This window comes from Spirillospora sp. NPDC000708 (genome assembly GCF_040299565.1).
GTDB lineage: Bacteria > Actinomycetota > Actinomycetes > Streptosporangiales > Streptosporangiaceae > Spirillospora.
Window position 1 is genome coordinate 40,425 of record NZ_JBEPCJ010000028.1, and the last position, 20,557, is coordinate 60,981.

Below are 20,557 nucleotides of genomic sequence, written 5' to 3' on the forward strand. Positions count from 1 at the left end.
CAGAAATGAGCACGCAGAGGAAGGGCGTCCTGGGCGAGAAGCTCGGCATGACCCAGGTCTTCGACGATGAGGGCCGGATCGTTCCGGTGACCGTCGTCCAGGCCGGGCCGTGTGTCGTCACGCAGCTCCGCACCCAGGAGAAGGACGGCTACACCGCCGTCCAGATCGGGTACGGGCAGATCGACCCGCGCAAGGTGAACAAGCCGCGCACGGGCCACTTCGAGAAGGCCGGCGTCACGCCGCGCCGCTACCTCGTCGAGCTGCGTTCGGACGACACCACCGAGTTCGAACTCGGCCAGGAGATCACCGCTGGCGTCTTCGAGGCCGGCCAGAAGATCGACGTCACCGGCACGAGCAAGGGCAAGGGCACCGCCGGTGTCATGAAGCGCCACGGCTTCAAGGGCCTCGGCGCCTCGCACGGCACCCAGCGCAAGCACCGCTCGCCGGGCTCGATCGGCGGCTGCGCGACCCCGGGTCGCGTCTTCAAGGGCCTCCGCATGGCGGGACGGCACGGCAACGCCCGTACCACCGTGCAGAACCTGACCGTCCACGCCGTCGACGCGGAGAAGAACCTGCTGCTCATCAAGGGCGCGGTTCCCGGTCCCAACGGCGGCGTGGTGCTGGTCCGCGACGCAGTGAAGGGGACGGGCAAGTGACCTCCAAGCTCGACATCGACCTGCCCGCCGAGGTCTTCGACGCGAAGACCAGCGTGCCGCTGATCCACCAGGTCGTGGTGGCGCAGCTGGCCGCGGCGCGGCAGGGGACGCACGCCACGAAGACCCGCGGCGAGGTGTCCGGCGGCGGCAAGAAGCCGTACCGGCAGAAGGGCACCGGCCGCGCCCGCCAGGGTTCGACCCGCGCTCCCCAGTTCGCCGGCGGCGGCACGGTGCACGGCCCGCAGCCGCGGGACTACTCGCAGCGGACGCCCAAGAAGATGAAGGCCGCCGCGCTGCGCGGCGCCCTGTCGGACCGCGCCCGCTACGGCCGGGTGCACGTGGTCGACCACATCATCGAGGGCGACACCCCGAAGACGAAGACGGCGCTGACGGCGCTGCGCTCGGTCACCGAGGCCAAGCGCGTCCTGCTGGTCCTGGACCGCGAGGACGAGCTGACCTGGAAGAGCCTGCGCAACGAGCCGAGCGTGCACGTTCTCGTCTCCGACCAGCTCAACACCTACGACGTGCTGGTGAACGACGACGTCGTCTTCACGCAGAAGGCGTACGACGAGTTCATCTCGCGCGCGGCGAAGAAGTAAGGAGGGTCGCACAGTGAACAAGATCGCCGACCCCCGCGACGTCATCATCGCGCCGGTCGTCTCGGAGAAGAGCTACGGGCTGCTGGACGAGAACAAGTACACGTTCGTCGTCCGGACCGACGCCAACAAGACGCAGATCAAGCAGGCCGTCGAGTCGGTGTTCGGCGTCAAGGTGACGAACGTGAACACGCTCAACCGGCCCGGCAAGCGCAAGCGCACCCGGTTCGGCTACGGCAAGCGCAAGGACACCAAGCGCGCCATCGTCAGCCTCGCCGAGGGCGAGCGGATCGACATCTTCGGCGGCCCGGCCTAAACAGCCGGGGTCGTCCCGAAGACTGAAATAGGGATGAACGAAAAAGATGGGCATCCGTAACTACAAGCCGACGACTCCGGGTCGTCGCGGCTCCAGCGTGGCCGACTTCGTCGAGGTCACGCGCAGCGAGCCGGAGAAGTCGCTGCTGCGTCCTCTCCCCAAGAAGGGCGGCCGCAACAACCACGGCCGCATCACGACCCGGCACCAGGGCGGCGGCCACAAGCGCGCCTACCGCGTGATCGACTTCCGCCGGCACGACAAGGACGGCGTCCCGGCGAAGGTCGCGCACATCGAGTACGACCCGAACCGCACCGCCCGCATCGCGCTGCTGCACTACGCCGACGGCGAGAAGCGCTACATCCTCGCGCCGCGGAACCTGCGCCAGGGCGACCGCGTCGAGAACGGGCCGGGCGCGGACATCAAGCCGGGCAACTGCCTGCCGCTGCGCAACATCCCGACGGGTACCGTCATCCACGCCATCGAGCTGCGGCCCGGCGGCGGCGCCAAGATCGCCCGCTCCGCGGGCGCCGGCGTCCAGCTGCTGGCCAAGGAGGGCAAGTACGCCACGCTGCGCATGCCCTCGGGCGAGATGCGGATGGTGGACGTGCGCTGCCGCGCGACGGTCGGCGAGGTCGGCAACGCCGAGCAGTCGAACATCAACTGGGGCAAGGCCGGCCGGATGCGGTGGAAGGGCAAGCGCCCGACCGTCCGCGGTGTGGCCATGAACCCGATCGACCACCCGCACGGTGGTGGTGAGGGCAAGACCTCCGGCGGTCGGCACCCGGTGAACCCGAACGGTAAGAAGGAAGGCCGCACTCGCCAGGCGAACAAGTCGAGCGACCGGCTGATCGTCCGTCGTCGCAGCAAGAAGAAGCGGTAGGAGTCGCTCGTCATGCCACGTAGCCTTAAGAAGGGTCCCTTCGTGGACGACCACCTGATCAAGAAGGTGGACGTCCAGAACGAGAAGGGCACCAAGAACGTCATCAAGACGTGGTCCCGGCGCTCCATGATCGTGCCGGACATGATCGGTCACACGATCGCCGTGCACGACGGCCGCAAGCACGTGCCGGTGTTCATCACCGACGCCATGGTGGGGCACAAGCTCGGCGAGTTCGCGCCGACGAGGACGTTCCGCAGCCACGTCAAGGAAGACCGCCGCAGCCGTCGCGGCTGAGCGGGCACGTAGGAGAGAGGGAACAGCGATGGAAGCCAGGGCCCAGGCGCGGTTCATCCGCGTCACGCCCATGAAGGCCCGCCGCGTGGTGGACCTCATCCGCGGCCTGCCTGCCGCGGAGGCGCAGGCGGTGCTGCGGTTCGCCCCCCAGGCCGCCAGTGAGCCGGTGGGCAAGGTGCTGGCCAGTGCCATTGCCAACGCCGAGCACAACTTCAAGCTCGACACGGGCACGCTCGTCGTGAGCGGCGCGTGGGTCGACGAGGGGCCGACGCTGAAGCGTTTCCGTCCCCGCGCCCAGGGTCGGGCTTACCGCATCAACAAGCGCACGAGCCACATCACCGTGGTCGTCGCCCCGAAGGACGAGGTCGCTTCGGCCGGCGGTAAGAAGACGAGGAGGGCCCGGTAGTGGGTCAGAAGATCAACCCGCACGGGTTCCGCCTGGGCGTCACCACCGACCACAAGTCCGTGTGGTTCGCCACGAAGCTCTACAAGGACTACGTCAAGGAAGACGTCCAGATCCGGCGCATGCTGCAGAAGGGCATGGACCGGGCGGGCATCTCCAAGGTGGAGATCGAGCGGACCCGTGACCGTGTCGAGGTCAACATCCACACCGCCCGGCCGGGCATCGTCATCGGCCGCCGCGGCGCGGAGGCCGAGCGCCTCCGGGGCGACCTGGAGAAGCTGACCGGCAAGCAGGTCCGGCTGAACATCCTCGAGGTGAAGAACCCCGAGATCGACGCGCAGCTCGTCGCGCAGGGCGTGGCCGAGCAGCTGTCCAGCCGGGTCGCGTTCCGCCGCGCCATGCGCAAGGCGATCCAGTCGGCGATGAAGTCCGGCGCCAAGGGCATCAAGGTGCAGTGCGGCGGCCGTCTCGGCGGCGCCGAGATGTCGCGGTCGGAGTTCTACCGCGAGGGCCAGGTCCCGCTGCACACGCTGCGCGCCGACATCGACTACGGGTTCTACGAGGCCCGGACGACGTTCGGCCGCATCGGCGTGAAGGTGTGGATCTACAAGGGCGAGGCCGCGGCGACGCGCGCCGAGCGTGAGCAGAAGGCCGCGCAGCAGCGCGCCGCCGGCGGTGGCGGCGGTGGCCGCGAGCGTCGCGGTGGCGGCGGCGGCGAGCGCCGCGGCGGCGGTCGCGGTGGACGCGGCGGTCGCGGTGGCGAGCGCGGCGGTGCCCGCGGCGGCGAGGCCCGCGGCGGCAACGAGGCGCCGAAGCAGCAGCAGAGTTCCGAGCAGCCGGCGCAGACGGCCGACGCTGCTCCGCAGGGTGAGGGGAGCTGAGTAACCCATGCTGATCCCTCGCAAGGTCAAGCACCGCAAGCAGCACCACCCGAAGCGCCGCGGCATGGCCAAGGGCGGCACCAAGGTGACGTTCGGCGAGTACGGCATCCAGGCGGTCGAGGCCGCCTACGTGACGAACCGGCAGATCGAGGCCGCGCGTATCGCGATGACCCGCCACATCAAGCGTGGCGGCAAGGTCTGGATCAACATCTTCCCGGACCGTCCGCTGACCAAGAAGCCCGCGGAGACCCGGATGGGTTCCGGTAAGGGCTCCGTGGAGTGGTGGGTCGCGAACGTCAAGCCGGGCCGCGTGCTGTTCGAGATCTCCTACCCGAACGAGCAGATCGCCCGCGAGGCGCTGACCCGCGCGATCCACAAGCTTCCCATGAAGTGCAAGATCGTTAAGCGAGAGGTGGGTGAGTCCTGATGGCCAAGGGTCTTACCGCCGACGACCTGCGGACCGAGCCCGAGGACGTTCTGGTCACCAAGCTGAAGGAGGCGAAGGAGGAGCTGTTCAACCTCCGCTTCCAGGCCGCGACCGGCCAGCTTGAGAGCCACGGGCGGCTGCGCACCGTCAAGCGCGAGATCGCCCGCATCTACACCGTGATGCGGGAGCGCGAGCTCGGCATCGTCACGGTCGCCGAGGACGCCGTGGAGGGCACCGAATGACCGAGCAGACTCAGGCGCGGAGCAGCCGCAAGGTCCTGGAGGGCCTGGTGGTCAGCGACAAGATGGACAAGACCGTGGTCGTGTCCGTCGAGGACCGTGTGAAGCACGCCAAGTACCACAAGGTCATCCGCCGCACGAAGAACTACAAGGCGCACGACGAGGCCAACGAGTGTGGCGTCGGCGACCGCGTCCGTCTCATGGAGACCCGCCCGCTGTCGGCGAGCAAGCGCTGGCGCGTGGTGGAGATCCTGGAGAAGGCCAAGTAGGAGCCGCGAGGCTCTCGCGGGACGCGAGTCCCGCATTGAACACCGATGGTTCCACCAGGCTCCTCGGACCAGGTCCGAGAGAGAACCGGTGTGACGAACAGGAGTTGACGTGATCCAGCAGGAGTCGCGACTCAAGGTCGCCGACAACACGGGTGCGAAGGAGATCCTTTGCATCCGCGTTCTCGGCGGCTCGGGTCGGCGCTACGCGGGAGTCGGCGACATCATCGTCGCGACGGTGAAGGACGCCCTTCCCGGCGCGGGCGTGAAGAAGGGTGACGTCGTCAAGGCGGTCGTCGTGCGCACCCGCAAGGAGCGCCGGCGCCCGGACGGCTCCTACATCCGCTTCGACGAGAACGCCGCGGTCCTGATCAAGGACGGCGGGGACCCCCGCGGCACCCGCATCTTCGGCCCGGTGGGCCGCGAACTGCGCGAGAAGAAGTTCATGCGCATCATCTCGCTCGCGCCGGAGGTGCTGTGATGAAGATCCGCAAGGGCGACGAGGTCGTCGTCATCGCCGGCAAGGACAAGGGCGCCACGGGCAAGGTCCTGCGCGTCCTCCCGCGCGAGGACCGCGTGGTCGTCGAGGGCGTCAACCTCATCACCAAGAACATCAAGGCCGACCAGCAGCGTGCCGGCAAGGAGAGCGGCCGCGTGACGGTCGAGGCGCCGCTGCACGTCAGCAACGTCGCGCTCGCCGAGGACGGCAAGCCGGTCCGGGTCGGCTACCGCATCAACGAGGACGGCACGAAGGTTCGGATCTCGCGCCGTAGCGGTAAGGAGATCTGAGACCGATGACCGAGACCGTCACCGAGCGTCCCGTCCCGCAGCCGAGGCTCAAGCTCCGCTACCGCGAGGAGATCGCGAAGCAGATGCAGGAGCAGTTCGGCTACGCCAACGTCATGCAGATCCCCGGGCTGACCAAGATCGTGGTCAACATGGGCGTCGGCGACGCGGCGAAGGACGCGAAGCTGATCGAGGGCGCGATCCGCGACCTCTCCCAGATCACCGGGCAGAAGCCGGCCGTGAACCGGGCCCGCAAGTCGATCGCGCAGTTCAAGCTGCGCGAGGGCATGCCGATCGGCGCGCACGCGACGCTGCGCGGCGACCGGATGTGGGAGTTCCTCGACCGGCTGCTCGCCACCGCGCTGCCCCGTATCCGTGACTTCCGCGGCCTGTCGCCGAAGCAGTTCGACGGCAACGGCAACTACACCTTCGGGCTGACCGAGCAGGTCATGTTCCACGAGGTCGACCCGGACAAGATCGACCGGACGCGGGGCATGGACATCACGGTCGTGACGACCGCGAAGACCGACGACGAGGGCCGGGCGCTGCTCAAGCTCCTGGGCTTCCCCTTCAAGGAGAACTGAGCAGATGGCGAAGAAGTCGCTGATCGCCAAGGCGGCGCGGAAGCCGAAGTTCGGCGTGCGCGCGTACACTCGTTGCTCGCGCTGCGGGCGCCCGCGCTCCGTCTACCGGAAGTTCGGCCTGTGCCGCGTGTGCTTCCGGGAGATGGCCCACCGCGGCGAGCTGCCGGGCATCACCAAGTCCAGCTGGTAGGAGCCTCCCCCCGGCGACGGGGGGAGCCCACCGGCGTGTATCAACCACCGGGCATCCGCACGGGTGCCCACGACCACGCCAAAGGTCCACGGGACGACATCACCCCGAGGAAACCGTGGCGAGGGAGGGCCAGCAGGCCATGACGATGACCGACCCGATCGCAGACATGCTGACGCGTCTGCGCAACGCGAATTCGGCGTACCACGACTCGGTGGCGATGCCGTACTCGAAGATCAAGGCGCACATCGCCGAGATCCTCCAGCAGGAGGGCTACATCTCGGGCTGGACCGTGGAGGACGCCGAGGTCGGCAAGAAGCTCACCATCGAGCTGAAGTTCGGACCGACCCGCGAGCGTTCGATCGCCGGCATCAAGCGCGTCTCGAAGCCGGGTCTGCGCGTGTACGCGAAGAAGGACAACCTGCCGAAGGTGCTGGGCGGGCTGGGCGTCGCGATCATCTCGACGTCCTCCGGCCTGATGACCGACCGGCAGGCGGGCAAGCGCGGCGTGGGCGGCGAAGTCCTCGCCTACGTCTGGTGAGGGGAGGGCTCTAACAATGTCGCGAATCGGACGTCTCCCCATCACCGTGCCCAGCGGCGTCGAGGTCACGCTCGACGGCCGGGAGGTCACCGTCAAGGGGCCGAAGGGCACGCTGTCGCACACGGTCGCCGAGCCGATCGAGGTGGCGATGGAGGACGGCAAGGTCACCGTGACCCGGCCGAACGACATCAACACGGTGCGCGCCCTGCACGGGCTCACCCGCTCGCTGATCAACAACATGGTCGTCGGTGTCACCGAGGGCTACAAGAAGACCCTGGTCATCCAGGGCGTCGGCTACCGTGTGGTGGCCAAGGGCAAGAACCTCGAGTTCTCGCTCGGGTACAGCCACCCGATCACGGTCGAGCCCCCCGAGGGCATCACCTTCACGGTGGAGCGGCCGACCCAGCTGACGGTCGAGGGCATCGACAAGCAGAAGGTCGGCGAGATCGCCGCCAACATTCGCAAGCTGCGCAAGCCCGACCCGTACAAGGGCAAGGGCGTGCGGTACGAGGGCGAGCAGATCCGCCGCAAGGTCGGAAAGGCTGGTAAGTAGTCATGGCAGGCACCAAGGCCCTGGCCGCCAAGGCCACGTCGGCGCGGGCCAAGTCCCGCAAGCGCCGGCACCTGCGGGTCCGGAAGAAGGTCGTGGGCAGCGCCGCGCGTCCTCGCCTGGTCGTGACCCGCTCCACCAAGCACGTGTTCGTCCAGGTCATCGACGACAGCAAGGGCCACACGCTGGCCTACGCGTCGACGATGGAGGCGGACCTGCGCGCCGACTCCGGCGACAAGACGGCCAAGTCCCGCAAGGTCGGCGAGCTCGTCGCCGCCCGCGCGAAGGAGGCCGGCGTCTCCGCGGTCGTGTTCGACCGCGGCGGCAACAAGTACCACGGCCGCATCGCCGCTGTCGCGGAGGGTGCGCGCGAGGGGGGCCTGGAGCTCTGATGGCCCTTTCCAAGGCAAACGAGAGGAACCACTGATGGCAGCGCAGAGGCGTGGTGGCGGTCAGGGTGGCGACCGTCGCGACGGCCGCCGCGACGACCGCCGCGGTGGCGCCGACAAGGGCCAGTCGTACATCGAGAAGGTCGTGGCGATCAACCGCGTCGCCAAGGTCGTCAAGGGCGGTCGCCGGTTCAGCTTCACCGCTCTGGTGATCGTCGGTGACGGCAACGGCACCGTCGGCGTCGGCTACGGCAAGGCCAAGGAGGTGCCCGCGGCGATCGCCAAGGGCGTCGAGGAGGCCAAGAAGCACTTCTTCAAGGTGCCGCGGATCCAGGGCACCATCCCGCACCTGGTGCAGGCGCGGGACGCGGCGGGCGAGGTCCTGCTGCGCCCGGCCGCCCCCGGTACCGGCGTGATCGCCGGTGGTCCGGTGCGCGCGGTGCTGGAGTGCGCGGGCATCCACGACGTGCTGAGCAAGTCGCTGGGCAGTGACAACGCGATCAACATCGTGCACGCCACGATCGCGGGGCTGAAGTCGCTGAAGCGTCCGGAGGAGATCGCGGCCAAGCGCGGCCTGCCGATCGAGGACGTCGCCCCGGCGGCCATGCTGCGCGCTCGCGCGGCGGGCAGCGAGCCGAGGGCGGAGGCCGCGACCTCATGAGCAACCTGAAGATCACGCAGACCAAGTCCGTGATCAGCGAGAAGCAGAACCAGCGTGACACGCTGCGCACCCTCGGCCTGAAGAAGATCGGGCAGAGCGTGGTCCGCGAGGACCGCCCCGAGGTGCTCGGCATGATCCGGACGGTGGCCCACCTGGTCACCGTCGAGGAGGTCGACTGACATGGCCGCCGATCTGGAGAAGGACGGCACGCCGCTCAAGATCCACGACCTGCGTCCGGCCCCCGGCGCCAACAAGGCCAAGATCCGCAAGGGTCGCGGCGAGGCGTCCAAGGGCAAGACGGCGGGCCGCGGCACCAAGGGCACCAAGGCCCGCAGCACGGTGCCGGTCGGGTTCGAGGGCGGCCAGATGCCGCTGATCCGCCGGGTGCCGAAGCTGAAGGGCTTCAAGAACCCGAACCGGGTCGAGTTCCAGGTGGTGAACCTGGACAAGCTCGCGGCGCTCTACCCCGAGGGCGGCGAGGTCACCGCCGAGGACCTGGCGGCCAAGGGCGCGGTGCGCCGCGGCCGGCCGGTGAAGGTCCTCGGCACCGGCGAGATCTCCGTGGCCGTGCAGGTGAAGGCGCACGCCTTCTCCGGCGCCGCCAAGGAGAAGATCGCCGCCGCCGGCGGGACCGCCGACGAGCTGTAAGGCGACACCTTCGATGCCGGGGCCGTCTTCGCCTTGCCCCGCGGGCCGTAGGGCCCGCGGGGCGGGCGGGGCGGCCCCGGTCTCATCTGCTGTTAGAGTCACACCGGCGGAGGCGACGCGCGTGAGATTCCCCACGATCTTCGTTTCCGCCGCATCCCATGGACTTGTAACCGGCCCCTCGGCGGCCATGTTCTCGCCAGTCGCGCAGGAGGAATGGTGCTGACCGCGTTCACTCGGGCTTTCCGTACGCCCGACCTGCGTAAGAAGCTGTTGTTCACGTTGTTCATGATCCTGGTGTTCCGGATCGGGGCGACCCTTCCGACGCCGAACGTGAACGTGAGCGTGCTGAAGTCGACCGCGGACGCGGCGAAGAAGAGCAACCAGCTGTACGGTCTCGTCGACCTGTTCAGCGGCGGCGCGCTGCTGAAGCTGTCGGTGTTCGCGCTGGGGATCATGCCGTACATCACGGCGAGCATCATCCTGCAGCTGCTGACGGTGGTGATCCCGCGGCTGGAGGCCCTCAAGAAGGAGGGCCAGGCGGGCACCACGAAGATCACCCAGTACACCCGGTACCTGACGATCGGGCTGGGCATCCTGCAGGCGACCGGCATCGTGGCGATGGCCAGCACCGGGCAGCTGTTCCAGGGGCAGTCGGGCAGCGACAACATCCTGTACGACACCGGCGTGTTCCCGATCATCACCATGGTGATCTGCATGGTGGCGGGCACCTCGGTGATCATGTGGCTGGGCGAGCTGATGACCGACCGCGGCGTCGGCAACGGCATGTCGATCCTGATCTTCACGCAGGTGGTGGCGGTCTTCCCGTCCCAGTTCTGGAGCATCTACAAGGCCAAGAACGGGTTCGTCTTCGCGCTGGTGATCATCGTCGGGCTGGCCATCATGGCGGGCGTGGTCTTCGTCGAGCAGGCGCAGCGCCGCATCCCGGTGCAGTACGCCAAGCGGATGGTGGGCCGGCGGATGTACGGCGGCACCTCGACCTACATCCCGCTGAAGGTGAACCAGGCGGGCATCATCCCCGTGATCTTCGCCTCATCGCTGCTGTACCTGCCGGTGCTCGCGACGCAGCTGTGGCCGAACACCAAGTGGCTGCAGAAGGTGCAGCCCTACCTCCAGCAGGACAATCCCTGGCACATGGGGATCTTCTTCGTCTTCATCATCTTCTTTACCTACTTCTACGTGGCGATCACCTTCAACCCCACTGAAGTCGCCGACAACATGAAGAAGTATGGTGGATTCATCCCAGGTATCCGTCCTGGCCGGCCGACCGCCGAGTACCTCGACTACGTGCTGACCCGGATCACCACACCCGGTGCGCTCTACCTGGGGCTCGTCGCCCTGATCCCCATGGTGGCGTTCGCACTCCTGAACGCGACCCAGAACTTCCCCTTCGGCGGCACGAGCATCCTCATCGTCGTCGGCGTCGGACTGGATACCGTGAAGCAGATCGAGAGTCAGCTACAGCAGCGCAACTACGAGGGCTTCCTCCGGTAGTGCGTATCGTGCTGGTGGGCCCCCCGGGAGCGGGCAAGGGGACGCAGGCCCAGTTCATCGCATCTCATCTGTCCATCCCGAAGATCTCGACAGGTGACATCTTCCGCGCCAACGTGAGCGGCGGCACCGAACTCGGCCGGCAGGCCAAGGAGTACATGGACCGCGGCGACCTCGTCCCCGACGAGGTGACGATCGCGATGGTGCGCGACCGGCTCGGCGAGGACGACGCGCGCGACGGGTTCCTGCTCGACGGGTTCCCGCGCAACGTCCCGCAGGCCGAGACGCTGAAGAAGATCCTGGCCGAGTGGGACACCCGCCTGGACATCGTCCTGGAACTGGTCGTCGACGAGGACGAGGTCGTCCGGCGCCTGTCGGGCCGCCGCACCTGCGACAAGTGCGGCCGGATCTGGCACGTCGACTTCGACGACAAGCAGGACGACATCTGCGACGACTGCGGCGGGCGGCTCTTCCAGCGCGACGACGACAAGGAAGAGGTCGTCATGCACCGGCTGGAGGTCTACCGGCACGACACGGCGCCGCTGGTGCAGTTCTACGCGGACGAGAACATCCTCGTGGGGATCGACGCGACCGGCCCGGTCGAGGAGGTCACCAAGCGCGCGCTGACGGCGCTGCGGCCGCTGGAGAGGGACTGAGGGACTGAGCTTCGGGACCGCGCGCTCGCGGTCCCCGGGACCGGCGCGCCGGCGGATGACGGAGCATGGAGGCAGCGGCAGGCTGTTCCCGGCTCCGGCCCGCGCCAGGCGGGTCCCGGCCGGGCATGAACGGTGGACGTGGACGCCGGGGCCGCTTCGTGGCGGTCCCGGCGATCTTTGTTAGGGGGAGACATGTTCAAGCGGCGCAGGCCCGCGATCCAGGTGAAGACGCCCGAGCAGATCGAGCGGATGCGCGCGGCGGGGCTGCTGGTCGGCCGCACCCTGGAGGTCCTCCGGGAGGCGGTGAAGCCGGGGATCAGCACGCTCGACCTCGACGCGATCGCCGAGCGGCACATCCGCGACCACGGCGGCGTGCCGTCGTTCCTCGGCTACCACGGCTTCACCGGGACGATCTGCGCGTCGATCAACGAGGAGATCGTGCACGGCATCCCGCGGCCGGACAAGATCCTGCGGGACGGCGACGTCATCTCCCTCGACTGCGGCGCGATCGTGGACGGCTGGCACGGCGACGCGGCGATCACCGTCCCGGTCGGGGAGGTCGACGACGAGCTGCGGCGGCTGCTGGAGGTCACCGAGACGTCCCTGTGGCACGGTCTGGCGGCCGGAAAGGCCGGGGCCCGCCTCACGGACATGTCGCACGCGATCGAGTCTCACATCCGCTCTCAGGGCTCCTACGGCATCGTCGAGGGCTACGGCGGGCACGGCATCGGGACCGAGATGCACATGGACCCGCTGATCCCGAACCACGGCGCCCCCGGGCACGGCCCGGAGCTGGAGGTCGGGATGTGCTTCGCGGTGGAGCCGATGGTCAACCTCGGCACCAAGGAGACCGAGGAGCTCGACGACGGCTGGACGGTGATCACCACCGACGGCCGCGCCTCCGCGCACTTCGAGCACACGTTCGCCGTCACCCCGGACGGCCCCCGCGTCCTGACGGCCCTCGACGAGGGCCGGGAGTGGTTCGCCAGGCTGGAAGTAGGCTGATCGTAGGACGTACCGTGTCGTGACGATCGGGAGGGCATCGATGGCGCCGAACCCTGACATCCGGGCATCGGACGCCGATCGCGACCGGGTGGCGGAGAGCCTGCGCGAGCACTGCGCCGAGGGCCGGATCACGATGGACGAGATGCACGAGCGCCTGGAGTCCACGTACGCGGCCAAGACCCTCGGCGACCTCCAGGAGATCACCGCCGATCTGCCGGAGCACGACCTCTACCAGCACCCGATCCCGGCGTCGCGCCCCAACAGCACCGCGAGCCCGGCCGTCCGGCGCTCGGGCGGCGACCTGTACCGGCAGGGCGGGCGGGCCGTCTGGGCGACCTGGGCGACCGTGAGCGCGATCAACTTCGTGGTGTGGCTGGCCCTTGCGGTCACCGGCAACGTGGTCTACCCGTGGTGGATCTGGGTGGCCGGGCCGTGGGGCGCCCTGCTCCTCATCGGGGCGGTTTTCGGCCCGAGGCGCCGCCCCTGACCTTCCGGAGGGGTTACTCCACGTCCATCAGCGGGCGGTAGTTGCCCGTCGGGACGAAATGGGTCGTGGCCGCGCCCTCGTCGGACACCAGGTGCACCGCGAACCCGGCGGGCTCCCCGGTCACCGCCGCCCGTCCCGGGTGCGTCAGGTCCAGGAACAGCTGCCGGTAGGTGCTCGGGCACGTCGTGCTGACCGTCCCGGCCAGCGACCCCACCGAACCCCGGTGCACGTGCCCCGAGATGATCCGCACCACCTGCGGATGCCGGGAGATCACCTTCGCGAACCCCGCCGGGTCGACGAACCGCATGTCGTCGATGAACCTGATCCCGATCGGGAACGGCGGATGGTGCGTCGCGACCACCGTCGGCGTGGCCGGCGCGGCGCCGAGCGCCCCGTCCAGCCACGCGAGCCGCTCCTCGCTCATGTGCCCGTGCGGATGCCCGTCCACGGTGGTGTCGCAGCACACCAGCCGCACGCCCGCCACGTCCACCGCGTACTGGACGGGCGCCTGCGGCCAGATCCCGGTGTCGACCACGGCGGGGTGATCGTCGAACGCGGCGCGCATGGCGTCCCGGTCGTCGTGGTTGCCGGGCATCGGGTAGACCGCCATCGGCAGCGGCGACAGCAGCGCGTGCAGCCGCGCGTACTCCTCGGGCCGCCCGCCGTCGGCGAGGTCGCCGGTCAGCACCACCGCGTCCGGCCGCGCGGGCAGCGCCAGCAGGCTGGACACCGCCGCGCGCAGGGCCCGCACGGGCCCCGACCCGTCGTCCACCTCGCCGTCACGTCCGGCGGCCAGGTGGATGTCGCTCAACTGCGCGATGATCGCCATTGATCCTCCCCTCGCCAGGGCACGTCCCAGCACATCACGGCCCCGCCTTCGGGGCACCCCCCGGCCCCCGCGCCGCAGACGATCTTCGCGTCCGAGCGCCTCCCTGTCGAACCGGCGCCGCTAGGCTGCGGGCCGCCCCCTGCACAAACGCCCCGGGAGTGATGTTCGTGCCGCCCTGGACCCTGGAGACCCTCGGCACCTGCGCCCCCGGCCGGCACGCCCTCGCGACGCCCCGCCTCTTCCTGCGCACCGCCACCCTCGCCGACGCCCTCCCGCTGCTGGCGGCCGGAAGCGACCCCGAGGCACAGCGCGGCCTGGGCTGGCCTGCCAGGCAGATCGTGCCCGCCTGGCGCCGCCGCAGCGCCCTGCGCTGGCGCATGGCGATGCGGCCGTCCTCGGACGGAGCGCCCGCCACCCCGTTGCCGAACCTGTACGTGGCCCTCGACCGAGACCGGCCGAGGCTCGCGGGGGCACTGGGGATCGCGCCGATAGGCGAGGACGCCGGCCTTGCCGGCGGCTGGATGGCGCCCGCCTACAGGGAGGGCGACCTCTTCGGGGAACTGGTCGACGCGTGGCGCGAGCTCGCCCATCGTCACCTCGGTCTCCGTGAGGTCCGTTCGGCCGTGGCCCTCGACAACGCAGAGGGCACCGAAGCCGTACGGCGTGCTGGCTTCGCTGCGGGGGAGAGCGAGGACCTCACCTTGGAGGACGGGCGGACGGTCTCTGGGGTGTGGTATGTGTCGTCCGTCACGTCGCCCGTGCGGTGCGCGGCCGGCCGGGGGCCGGGCTGGAAGAGCACTTCGCCCTGGACGGGCGCCTTGAGCCCTGTGCAGGCGTCTTAGAGCCGCGCACGCCCCCGATGGCCGTGGTGCGGGCTCGGAGCCGCCGGATCAGGCGACGTGGGGGATGACCAGGGACAGGGCCGAGGTGACGTCCTCGGGGGCGGGCGCGACGTCGGGGACGACGTCGCGCAGGGCCAGCCAGCCGTTGATCGCCTGCACCGTCGGCTTGGCCTCCACGAGCTGCGGGTCGTCGACGCCGTACCAGGCGGCGACCTTCGACCAGCGCCACAGCCGGTGGCCCGCCGTGGAGATCTCGGACGCGGGGAAGCCGGTGGCGCCGCGGGCGCCGGTGATCGCGTGCCGGACCGAGTCCGCGGACCTGCCGACGCGGTCGGCGATGTCGCGGATCGTCAGCAGCGGGTCGGCCTCCACCTGCAGCACGTGCAGGCCCTCCGCGCTGGCCTCGACGTGCTCGACCACCTCCATGATGGCGGCGGCGAGGGTCGCGCCCTGCCAGGCGCACGAGGCGTTGCCCGGACGGTCGGCGTGCTGCGGCTCGCTGATGATGGACACGGTGACGGCGCCGTGCGTCCGGTCGAACAGCGGGTCCAGCTCGTCCTCGTAGAGGGGACGGCTCAGGATCAGCGCGAAGTCATAGCTCGGCATGCTGACCCTCCTCCGACGTATCTCTCCTGAAAGGTACAACGCGCGAGCGAGGTATGCTTGACTCGGAAGCAGTCTCCGGACCCATATCATGCGTTGATTTCGCATTGGGCGGTTCGGTGCCGTAGACTGCTGTGCCGGTCCGTTGTCGGCCGCCTGTTCCCCTTGTTCTCGATGCGTCCGCGTCGTGGCACGGGCGCGGCCGTGCCCCTCGCGGGGTCTCGGGCCGGGTCCAATGAGCCGATCAGTGAAGCGCGGAGGACATGCCCAAGAAAGAAGGGGCCATCGAGATCGAGGGCACCGTCATCGAGTCCCTCCCGAACGCCATGTTCCGGGTGGAGCTCGACAACGGGCACAAGGTGCTCGCCCACATCAGCGGCAAGATGCGGATGCACTACATCCGGATCCTGCCGGACGACCGCGTCGTTGTGGAGCTGAGCCCCTACGACCTCACGCGCGGTCGGATCGTCTACCGCTACAAGTAATCCCACTGGGGTTGCCTTCCCCGTGCGTGGCGGCGCGGGGGTGACCCTTATCTCTAGGAGACCCAGTGAAGGTCAAGCCGAGCGTCAAGAAGATCTGCCAGAAGTGCCGCGTCATCCGCCGGCACGGCCGGGTCATGGTCATCTGCTCCGACCCGCGCCACAAGCAGCGCCAGGGCTGACCGGCACCAGCCGGACGGTTCACAACAGCAAGCGCATCGCAGCCTTCGCACAGGTCGCCGTACAGCTCGTCCCGGGATCCCCGGTGATCGGGTTGTACGGCACCACTGTGTGAAGGGAGACCCTCGGACGACGGAGGCCGAGGCCGCCACCCGGGCAGGGTGTGTGCGGGGGCGATGCGTCCATACCTCCGCGAAATGAAGGGAACTGCCCAAGATGGCACGCCTCCTCGGCGTCGACCTCCCGCGCGAAAAGCGCCTCGAGGTCGCTCTCACCTACATCTTCGGCATCGGCCGGACCCGGGCCCTGGCGACCCTGGAGGGCACCGGCATCAGCGGTGACCTGCGGGTGCACCAGCTCGGCGACGACGAGCTGGTCAAGCTCCGCGACTGGATCGAGAAGAACTACCAGATCGAGGGCGACCTGCGCCGCGAGATCCAGGGGAACATCCGCCGGAAGATCGAGATCGGGTGCTACCAGGGCATCCGGCACCGCCGCGGTCTGCCCGTCCACGGCCAGCGCACCCAGACCAACGCGCGCACCCGCAAGGGCAAGAAGAAGACCGTGGCCGGCAAGAAGAAGGCCGGCAAGAAGTAGTCCGGAGTCGGTCCTCCGGATCGATGACCTCGAGAGTAGAGAGAGCAGATGCCTCCTAAGAGCCGTGTCGGCGCCAAGAAGGTGCGCCGCAAGGAGAAGAAGAACGTCGCTCACGGGCACGCCCACATCAAGAGCACGTTCAACAACACGATCGTCTCGATCACCGACCCCAACGGCAACGTGATCTCCTGGGCCTCCTCGGGCCACGTGGGCTTCAAGGGCTCGCGCAAGTCGACCCCGTTCGCCGCGCAGCAGGCCGCCGAGGCCGCCGCCCGGCGCGCGATGGAGCACGGCATGCGCAAGGTCGACGTCTTCGTCAAGGGCCCCGGCTCCGGTCGCGAGACCGCGATCCGCTCGCTCCAGGCCACCGGCCTGGAGGTGGGCTCCATCCAGGACGTCACGCCCGTTCCGCACAACGGCTGCCGGCCGCCCAAGCGCCGCCGCGTCTGAGGCCGTAGGGGAGATCACAGAACAATGGCTCGTTACACCGGTGCGGACTGCAAGCTCTGCCGCCGCGAGAAGATGAAGCTGTTCCTCAAGGGCAGCAAGTGCGAGGGCCCGAAGTGCCCGATCGAGATCCGTCCTTACCCGCCGGGTGAGCACGGCCGCGGTCGGCCCAAGGAGACCGAGTACCTGCTGCAGCTGCGCGAGAAGCAGAAGGCCAAGCGCATCTACGGCGTGCTGGAGCGGCAGTTCAGCAACTACTACGTCGAGGCGAACCGCCAGGGCGGCAAGACGGGTGAGAACCTGCTGCGCCTGCTCGAGCGCCGGCTCGACAACGTGGTCTACCGCGCGGGCTTCGCCAAGTCCCGCGACATGGCCCGCCAGCTCATCCGCCACGGCCACATCCGGGTCAACGGCAGGAAGGTCAACATCCCGTCCTTCCTGGTGAGCGAGGCCGACATCGTCGACGTCAAGAGCAAGTCGCTCGAGATGACGCCGTTCCAGGTCGCCAAGGCCGAGGTCGGCGAGCGCCAGGTCCCGGCGTGGCTCGGGATCGACGGCGAGAAGATGCGGATCCTCGTGCACGCGCTGCCCGTGCGCCAGCAGATCGACGCTCCCGTCCAGGAGCAGCTGATCGTCGAGCTCTACTCCAAGTAGGAGCTCCGCAACAAGCAGGACCCCGCGTTCCACCGGGATGCCGCGCTCCGCGTGGCATCCTGGTGGGACGGGGAACACTCCAGAACGCGGTCGTCAAATAGCGGGCACCGCGGGAAGAAGGCACCAACATGCTCATCGCTCAGCGTCCAACTCTCACCGAAGAGCAGGTCGACGAGTACCGGTCGCGGTTCACCATCGAGCCGCTGGAGCCGGGCTTCGGCTACACGATCGGCAACTCGCTCCGCCGTACGCTGCTCTCCTCGATCCCCGGTGCGGCCGTCACCAGCATCCGGATCGAGGGCGTGCTCCACGAGTTCTCCACCGTCCCCGGGGTCAAGGAGGATGTCACCGACATCATCCTGAACCTCAAGGAGCTGGTGGTCTCCTCCGAGCACGACGAGCCCGTGGTGATGTACCTGCGCAAGCAGGGCCCGGGCGAGGTCACCGCGGCCGACATCGCGCCGCCGGCGGGCGTCGAGGTCCACAACCCGGACCTGCACATCGCCACCCTGAACAACAAGGCCAAGCTGGAGATGGAGCTGACGGTCGAGCGCGGCCGCGGCTACGTCTCCGCCGCGCAGAACAAGCAGCCGGGCCAGGAGATCGGCCGGATCCCGATCGACTCCATCTACTCGCCCGTGCTGAAGGTCACCTACAAGGTCGAGGCGACCCGAGTCGAGCAGCGCACCGACTTCGACCGCCTGATCCTGGACGTGGAGACCAAGCAGGCGATGCTGCCGCGCGACGCGGTGGCCTCCGCCGGCAAGACCCTCGTCGAGCTGTTCGGGCTGGCCCGGGAGCTCAACGTCGAGGCCGAGGGCATCGACATGGGCCCGTCCCCGACGGACGCCGCGCTCGCCGCGGACCTGGCCCTGCCGATCGAGGAGCTGAACCTGACGGTCCGCTCCTACAACTGCCTCAAGCGCGAGGGCATCCACTCGGTGGGCGAGCTCGTGGCCCGCAGCGAGCAGGACCTCCTCGATATAAGGAATTTCGGCGCCAAGTCGATCGAAGAGGTCAAGCAGAAGCTCAACGACATGGGCCTGTCGCTGAAGGACTCCCCGCCCGGGTTCGACCCGAGCGCGGCGGCCGACAACTACGGCGACGACGACCAGAGCTACGCCGAGACCGAGCAGTACTAGAAACCCGATTCCGGACGGCCGGGGGCGACGTTCCCCGGCCGTTCCGGAACCAGCTGACACCGGTACCTGATACGGCCGGTGCAGGAAGGACGAGACATGCCGCAGCCCACCAAGGGCCCCCGCCTCGGCGGTAGCGCCGCCCACCAGAAGCTGATCCTGGCGAACCTGGCGACGGCGCTGTTCGAGCACGGCCGCATCACCACCACCGAGGCCAAGGCCCGGCGGGTGCGCCCGCTGGCGGAGAAGCTGATCACCAAGGCCAAGAAGGGCGACCTGCACAACCGTCGCCTGGTGGCCCGCACGATCCGCGACAAGGGCGTCGTGCACGAGCTCTTCACCGAGATCGCGCCGCGCTTCGAGAACCGCCCCGGCGGCTACACCCGCATCACCAAGATCGGGCCGCGCAAGGGCGACAACGCCCCCATGGCCGTGATCGAGCTGGTGCAGGAGCAGCTGTCGGCCGGCCCGGCGACCGCGCAGGCCGCCCCGGCGACCGAGGCCGCCCCGGCCGAGGCCCCCGCCGAGGAGACCGCCGCCGAGGAGACCGAGGCCCCGGCGACCGCCGAGGCCACCGGCGCCGACGAGGCGGAAGAGGGCAAGGACGAGAAGTAGCCCCCGGGCTACGGACCGCCGTCCTCCCGGTCCCCGCGTGCGCGGGGTTCGCGGGACGTCAAGAGTAGGCACGAGATGAACAGGCCCACCGTCGGTGTAAGACGGTGGGCCTGATCTTTGTCAGACTTGAGGGCATGGTCAGGTCAGGCGGCTGCGGACGGCGGGGGAGCGTGTCAATGGAAGACCCGATGAAACCACGGGCTCATCGGGGGGAACGGACGGGCAGTGGCGAAGGACAGTCCACCTGACATGACCGCACTGGTACGACTCCGCCTCGACATCGGATACGACGGGACGGACTTCGCGGGCTGGGCCCGGCAGCCGAACCAGCGCACCGTGCAAGGGGTGATCGAGGACGCCCTGGCGCGGATGCTGCGGCTGGATCCGCCGCCGATGCTGACCGTCGCGGGACGCACGGACGCGGGCGTGCACGCGCGCGCGCAGGTGGCGCATCTGGTGGTGCCGGTCGCCGCGTATTCGGCGATCAACGGGACGATGCCGCGCCGGCTGGCCGGGCTGCTGCCGCCGGACGTGCGGGTATGGCGGGTCTCGGTGGCCCCGGAGGGGTTCGACGCCCGGTTCTCGGCGCTGGCGCGCCGGTACGTGTACCGGGTGTGCGACAACCCGGTGGGCGTCGAGCCGCTGCGCCGCCACGACGTGCTGTGGCATCCGCGTCCGCTGAATTTGGACCGTATGAACGAGGCCGCGCGGCTGCTGGTAGGGGAGAACGACTTCGCCGCGTACTGCCGCAAGCGGGAGGGCGCGACGACGATCCGGGAGCTGCTGCGCTACGAGTGGGCGCGCGACGACCGGGACCCGCATCTGGCGCTCGCGACGGTCGAGGCGGACGCGTTCTGCCATTCGATGGTCCGCGCGCTGGTGGGCGCCCTGCTGATGGTGGGGGACGGGCGGCGCGACGTGGAGTGGCCAGCCCAGGTGCTCGCGGCGCGCGTCCGGGACTCGGGCGTGAACGTGGCGCCGGCGCACGGCCTGTCGCTGGAGGAGATCCGGTACCCGGACGACGACAGCCTCGCCAAGCGAGCGCAGGAGACGCGGCGGGTCCGGACGCTGAACGCCGCTGCGGCGGCCGCGGAGCATGCCGCGAACGTGGCGGGCACGGTGGGCACGGCGGGCGCGGCGGGCGCGGCGGGCGCGGAGCAGCCTGGTACCGCGTCCTAGCCCGGCACCGCGTCCTAGCCCGGCACCGC

35 protein-coding genes are annotated in these 20,557 nt (G+C 69.3%); 33 read left to right on the forward strand and 2 right to left on the reverse strand.

What is annotated here, in order from left to right:
- Positions 1-5 precede the first annotated feature (5 nt).
- The 24 genes from rplC to ABT299_RS21110 all read left to right on the forward strand — a co-directional run bounded on the left by rplC (position 6) and on the right by ABT299_RS21110 (position 12,961).
- Entirely contained in the window at positions 6-656 is a 651-nt protein-coding gene (gene rplC, locus ABT299_RS20995; protein WP_151543204.1) for a 50S ribosomal protein L3, read from the forward strand.
- Positions 653-1,255, forward strand: a complete 603-nt coding sequence (gene rplD / locus ABT299_RS21000; protein WP_190862628.1) for a 50S ribosomal protein L4 — start codon at positions 653-655, stop codon at positions 1,253-1,255. The genes rplC and rplD overlap by 4 nt, the downstream gene beginning before the upstream one ends.
- A 13-nt stretch (positions 1,256-1,268) precedes the next feature.
- Positions 1,269-1,568, forward strand: coding sequence for a 50S ribosomal protein L23 (rplW, locus tag ABT299_RS21005; RefSeq protein WP_151543206.1), 300 nt, complete (start codon positions 1,269-1,271; stop codon positions 1,566-1,568).
- A 46-nt stretch (positions 1,569-1,614) separates the two neighbouring features.
- Positions 1,615-2,448, forward strand: coding sequence for a 50S ribosomal protein L2 (gene rplB, locus ABT299_RS21010; RefSeq protein ID WP_151543207.1), 834 nt, complete (start codon positions 1,615-1,617; stop codon positions 2,446-2,448).
- 12 nt (positions 2,449-2,460) lie between these two features.
- Entirely contained in the window at positions 2,461-2,742 is a 282-nt protein-coding gene (gene rpsS / locus ABT299_RS21015; RefSeq protein ID WP_067454662.1) for a 30S ribosomal protein S19, read from the forward strand.
- A 28-nt stretch (positions 2,743-2,770) separates the two neighbouring features.
- Positions 2,771-3,148, forward strand: coding sequence for a 50S ribosomal protein L22 (gene rplV / locus ABT299_RS21020; protein WP_151543208.1), 378 nt, complete (start codon positions 2,771-2,773; stop codon positions 3,146-3,148).
- Entirely contained in the window at positions 3,148-4,026 is an 879-nt protein-coding gene (gene rpsC / locus ABT299_RS21025) for a 30S ribosomal protein S3 (protein ID WP_190862631.1), read from the forward strand. Before rplV ends, rpsC begins: the two co-directional genes overlap by 1 nt.
- A 7-nt stretch (positions 4,027-4,033) precedes the next feature.
- Positions 4,034-4,453 (forward strand): 50S ribosomal protein L16, encoded by a 420-nt coding sequence (gene rplP / locus ABT299_RS21030; RefSeq protein WP_067806120.1) that lies wholly within the window; start codon positions 4,034-4,036, stop codon positions 4,451-4,453.
- A complete protein-coding gene (rpmC, locus tag ABT299_RS21035; RefSeq protein WP_151545534.1) occupies positions 4,453-4,695 on the forward strand; it encodes a 50S ribosomal protein L29 in 243 nt (80 codons plus the stop codon). The genes rplP and rpmC overlap by 1 nt, the downstream gene beginning before the upstream one ends.
- Positions 4,692-4,961, forward strand: coding sequence for a 30S ribosomal protein S17 (gene rpsQ / locus ABT299_RS21040; RefSeq protein ID WP_151545533.1), 270 nt, complete (start codon positions 4,692-4,694; stop codon positions 4,959-4,961). The genes rpmC and rpsQ overlap by 4 nt, the downstream gene beginning before the upstream one ends.
- A 109-nt stretch (positions 4,962-5,070) precedes the next feature.
- On the forward strand, positions 5,071-5,439 hold the full coding sequence (gene rplN, locus ABT299_RS21045) for a 50S ribosomal protein L14 (protein WP_021596728.1): 369 nt from the start codon (positions 5,071-5,073) through the stop codon (positions 5,437-5,439).
- Positions 5,439-5,747, forward strand: a complete 309-nt coding sequence (gene rplX, locus ABT299_RS21050) for a 50S ribosomal protein L24 (protein WP_151545532.1) — start codon at positions 5,439-5,441, stop codon at positions 5,745-5,747. Before rplN ends, rplX begins: the two co-directional genes overlap by 1 nt.
- A 5-nt stretch (positions 5,748-5,752) precedes the next feature.
- Positions 5,753-6,328, forward strand: a complete 576-nt coding sequence (gene rplE, locus ABT299_RS21055) for a 50S ribosomal protein L5 (protein WP_151545531.1) — start codon at positions 5,753-5,755, stop codon at positions 6,326-6,328.
- A gap of 4 nt (positions 6,329-6,332) precedes the next feature.
- A complete protein-coding gene (locus ABT299_RS21060) occupies positions 6,333-6,518 on the forward strand; it encodes a type Z 30S ribosomal protein S14 (RefSeq protein WP_018657585.1) in 186 nt (61 codons plus the stop codon).
- A gap of 139 nt (positions 6,519-6,657) precedes the next feature.
- Positions 6,658-7,056, forward strand: coding sequence for a 30S ribosomal protein S8 (rpsH, locus tag ABT299_RS21065; RefSeq protein ID WP_151545530.1), 399 nt, complete (start codon positions 6,658-6,660; stop codon positions 7,054-7,056).
- Between the two features lie 16 nt (positions 7,057-7,072).
- A complete protein-coding gene (gene rplF, locus ABT299_RS21070) occupies positions 7,073-7,609 on the forward strand; it encodes a 50S ribosomal protein L6 (RefSeq protein ID WP_190862633.1) in 537 nt (178 codons plus the stop codon).
- A 2-nt stretch (positions 7,610-7,611) separates the two neighbouring features.
- Positions 7,612-7,998 carry a 50S ribosomal protein L18 gene (rplR, locus tag ABT299_RS21075; protein WP_190862635.1) on the forward strand — a complete coding sequence of 129 codons (387 nt, stop codon included), beginning with the start codon at positions 7,612-7,614 and terminating at the stop codon, positions 7,996-7,998.
- Between the two features lie 31 nt (positions 7,999-8,029).
- Positions 8,030-8,656, forward strand: a complete 627-nt coding sequence (gene rpsE, locus ABT299_RS21080) for a 30S ribosomal protein S5 (RefSeq protein WP_151545537.1) — start codon at positions 8,030-8,032, stop codon at positions 8,654-8,656.
- Positions 8,653-8,835 carry a 50S ribosomal protein L30 gene (rpmD, locus tag ABT299_RS21085; protein WP_021596720.1) on the forward strand — a complete coding sequence of 61 codons (183 nt, stop codon included), beginning with the start codon at positions 8,653-8,655 and terminating at the stop codon, positions 8,833-8,835. The genes rpsE and rpmD overlap by 4 nt, the downstream gene beginning before the upstream one ends.
- Before the next feature lies 1 nt (position 8,836).
- The gene (gene rplO / locus ABT299_RS21090; protein ID WP_151545527.1) at positions 8,837-9,304 is read left to right on the forward strand and encodes a 50S ribosomal protein L15; all 468 of its coding nucleotides are present in this window, start codon (positions 8,837-8,839) and stop codon (positions 9,302-9,304) included.
- A 216-nt stretch (positions 9,305-9,520) separates the two neighbouring features.
- Positions 9,521-10,816, forward strand: coding sequence for a preprotein translocase subunit SecY (gene secY / locus ABT299_RS21095; RefSeq protein ID WP_173101564.1), 1,296 nt, complete (start codon positions 9,521-9,523; stop codon positions 10,814-10,816).
- On the forward strand, positions 10,816-11,469 hold the full coding sequence (locus tag ABT299_RS21100; RefSeq protein ID WP_190862637.1) for an adenylate kinase: 654 nt from the start codon (positions 10,816-10,818) through the stop codon (positions 11,467-11,469). The genes secY and ABT299_RS21100 overlap by 1 nt, the downstream gene beginning before the upstream one ends.
- A gap of 192 nt (positions 11,470-11,661) precedes the next feature.
- The gene (gene map / locus ABT299_RS21105; RefSeq protein ID WP_387021878.1) at positions 11,662-12,474 is read left to right on the forward strand and encodes a type I methionyl aminopeptidase; all 813 of its coding nucleotides are present in this window, start codon (positions 11,662-11,664) and stop codon (positions 12,472-12,474) included.
- Positions 12,475-12,514: 40 nt separating this feature from the next.
- The gene (locus ABT299_RS21110; RefSeq protein WP_190862641.1) at positions 12,515-12,961 is read left to right on the forward strand and encodes a DUF1707 SHOCT-like domain-containing protein; all 447 of its coding nucleotides are present in this window, start codon (positions 12,515-12,517) and stop codon (positions 12,959-12,961) included.
- Between the two features lie 13 nt (positions 12,962-12,974).
- Here the strand turns inward: ABT299_RS21110 and ABT299_RS21115 are convergent, their stop codons facing one another.
- Positions 12,975-13,790: a phosphodiesterase gene (locus ABT299_RS21115; protein WP_190862643.1), complete on the reverse strand. Its 816-nt coding sequence runs from the start codon at positions 13,788-13,790 to the stop codon at positions 12,975-12,977.
- Positions 13,791-13,957: 167 nt separating this feature from the next.
- Between ABT299_RS21115 and ABT299_RS21120 the strand changes: the two genes are divergently transcribed.
- Positions 13,958-14,632 carry a GNAT family N-acetyltransferase gene (locus ABT299_RS21120; RefSeq protein WP_500251736.1) on the forward strand — a complete coding sequence of 225 codons (675 nt, stop codon included), beginning with the start codon at positions 13,958-13,960 and terminating at the stop codon, positions 14,630-14,632.
- Positions 14,633-14,680: 48 nt separating this feature from the next.
- Here the strand turns inward: ABT299_RS21120 and ABT299_RS21125 are convergent, their stop codons facing one another.
- Positions 14,681-15,238, reverse strand: a complete 558-nt coding sequence (locus tag ABT299_RS21125; protein WP_190862644.1) for a hypothetical protein — start codon at positions 15,236-15,238, stop codon at positions 14,681-14,683.
- 260 nt (positions 15,239-15,498) lie between these two features.
- Between ABT299_RS21125 and infA the strand changes: the two genes are divergently transcribed.
- The 8 genes from infA to truA all read left to right on the forward strand — a co-directional run bounded on the left by infA (position 15,499) and on the right by truA (position 20,528).
- A complete protein-coding gene (gene infA, locus ABT299_RS21130; protein WP_018657567.1) occupies positions 15,499-15,720 on the forward strand; it encodes a translation initiation factor IF-1 in 222 nt (73 codons plus the stop codon).
- A gap of 65 nt (positions 15,721-15,785) precedes the next feature.
- Positions 15,786-15,899 carry a 50S ribosomal protein L36 gene (gene rpmJ, locus ABT299_RS21135; protein ID WP_018657566.1) on the forward strand — a complete coding sequence of 38 codons (114 nt, stop codon included), beginning with the start codon at positions 15,786-15,788 and terminating at the stop codon, positions 15,897-15,899.
- A gap of 214 nt (positions 15,900-16,113) precedes the next feature.
- Positions 16,114-16,494, forward strand: coding sequence for a 30S ribosomal protein S13 (gene rpsM, locus ABT299_RS21140; RefSeq protein WP_190862646.1), 381 nt, complete (start codon positions 16,114-16,116; stop codon positions 16,492-16,494).
- Between the two features lie 48 nt (positions 16,495-16,542).
- Positions 16,543-16,944 carry a 30S ribosomal protein S11 gene (gene rpsK / locus ABT299_RS21145; protein ID WP_021596710.1) on the forward strand — a complete coding sequence of 134 codons (402 nt, stop codon included), beginning with the start codon at positions 16,543-16,545 and terminating at the stop codon, positions 16,942-16,944.
- 24 nt (positions 16,945-16,968) lie between these two features.
- A complete protein-coding gene (gene rpsD / locus ABT299_RS21150) occupies positions 16,969-17,595 on the forward strand; it encodes a 30S ribosomal protein S4 (RefSeq protein WP_190862654.1) in 627 nt (208 codons plus the stop codon).
- A gap of 128 nt (positions 17,596-17,723) precedes the next feature.
- Positions 17,724-18,737, forward strand: a complete 1,014-nt coding sequence (locus ABT299_RS21155) for a DNA-directed RNA polymerase subunit alpha (RefSeq protein WP_131741171.1) — start codon at positions 17,724-17,726, stop codon at positions 18,735-18,737.
- 96 nt (positions 18,738-18,833) lie between these two features.
- Positions 18,834-19,349 (forward strand): 50S ribosomal protein L17, encoded by a 516-nt coding sequence (gene rplQ, locus ABT299_RS21160; RefSeq protein ID WP_387021871.1) that lies wholly within the window; start codon positions 18,834-18,836, stop codon positions 19,347-19,349.
- Positions 19,350-19,598: 249 nt separating this feature from the next.
- Entirely contained in the window at positions 19,599-20,528 is a 930-nt protein-coding gene (gene truA, locus ABT299_RS21165; RefSeq protein ID WP_500251737.1) for a tRNA pseudouridine(38-40) synthase TruA, read from the forward strand.
- The last annotated feature ends 29 nt before the right edge of the window (positions 20,529-20,557 follow it).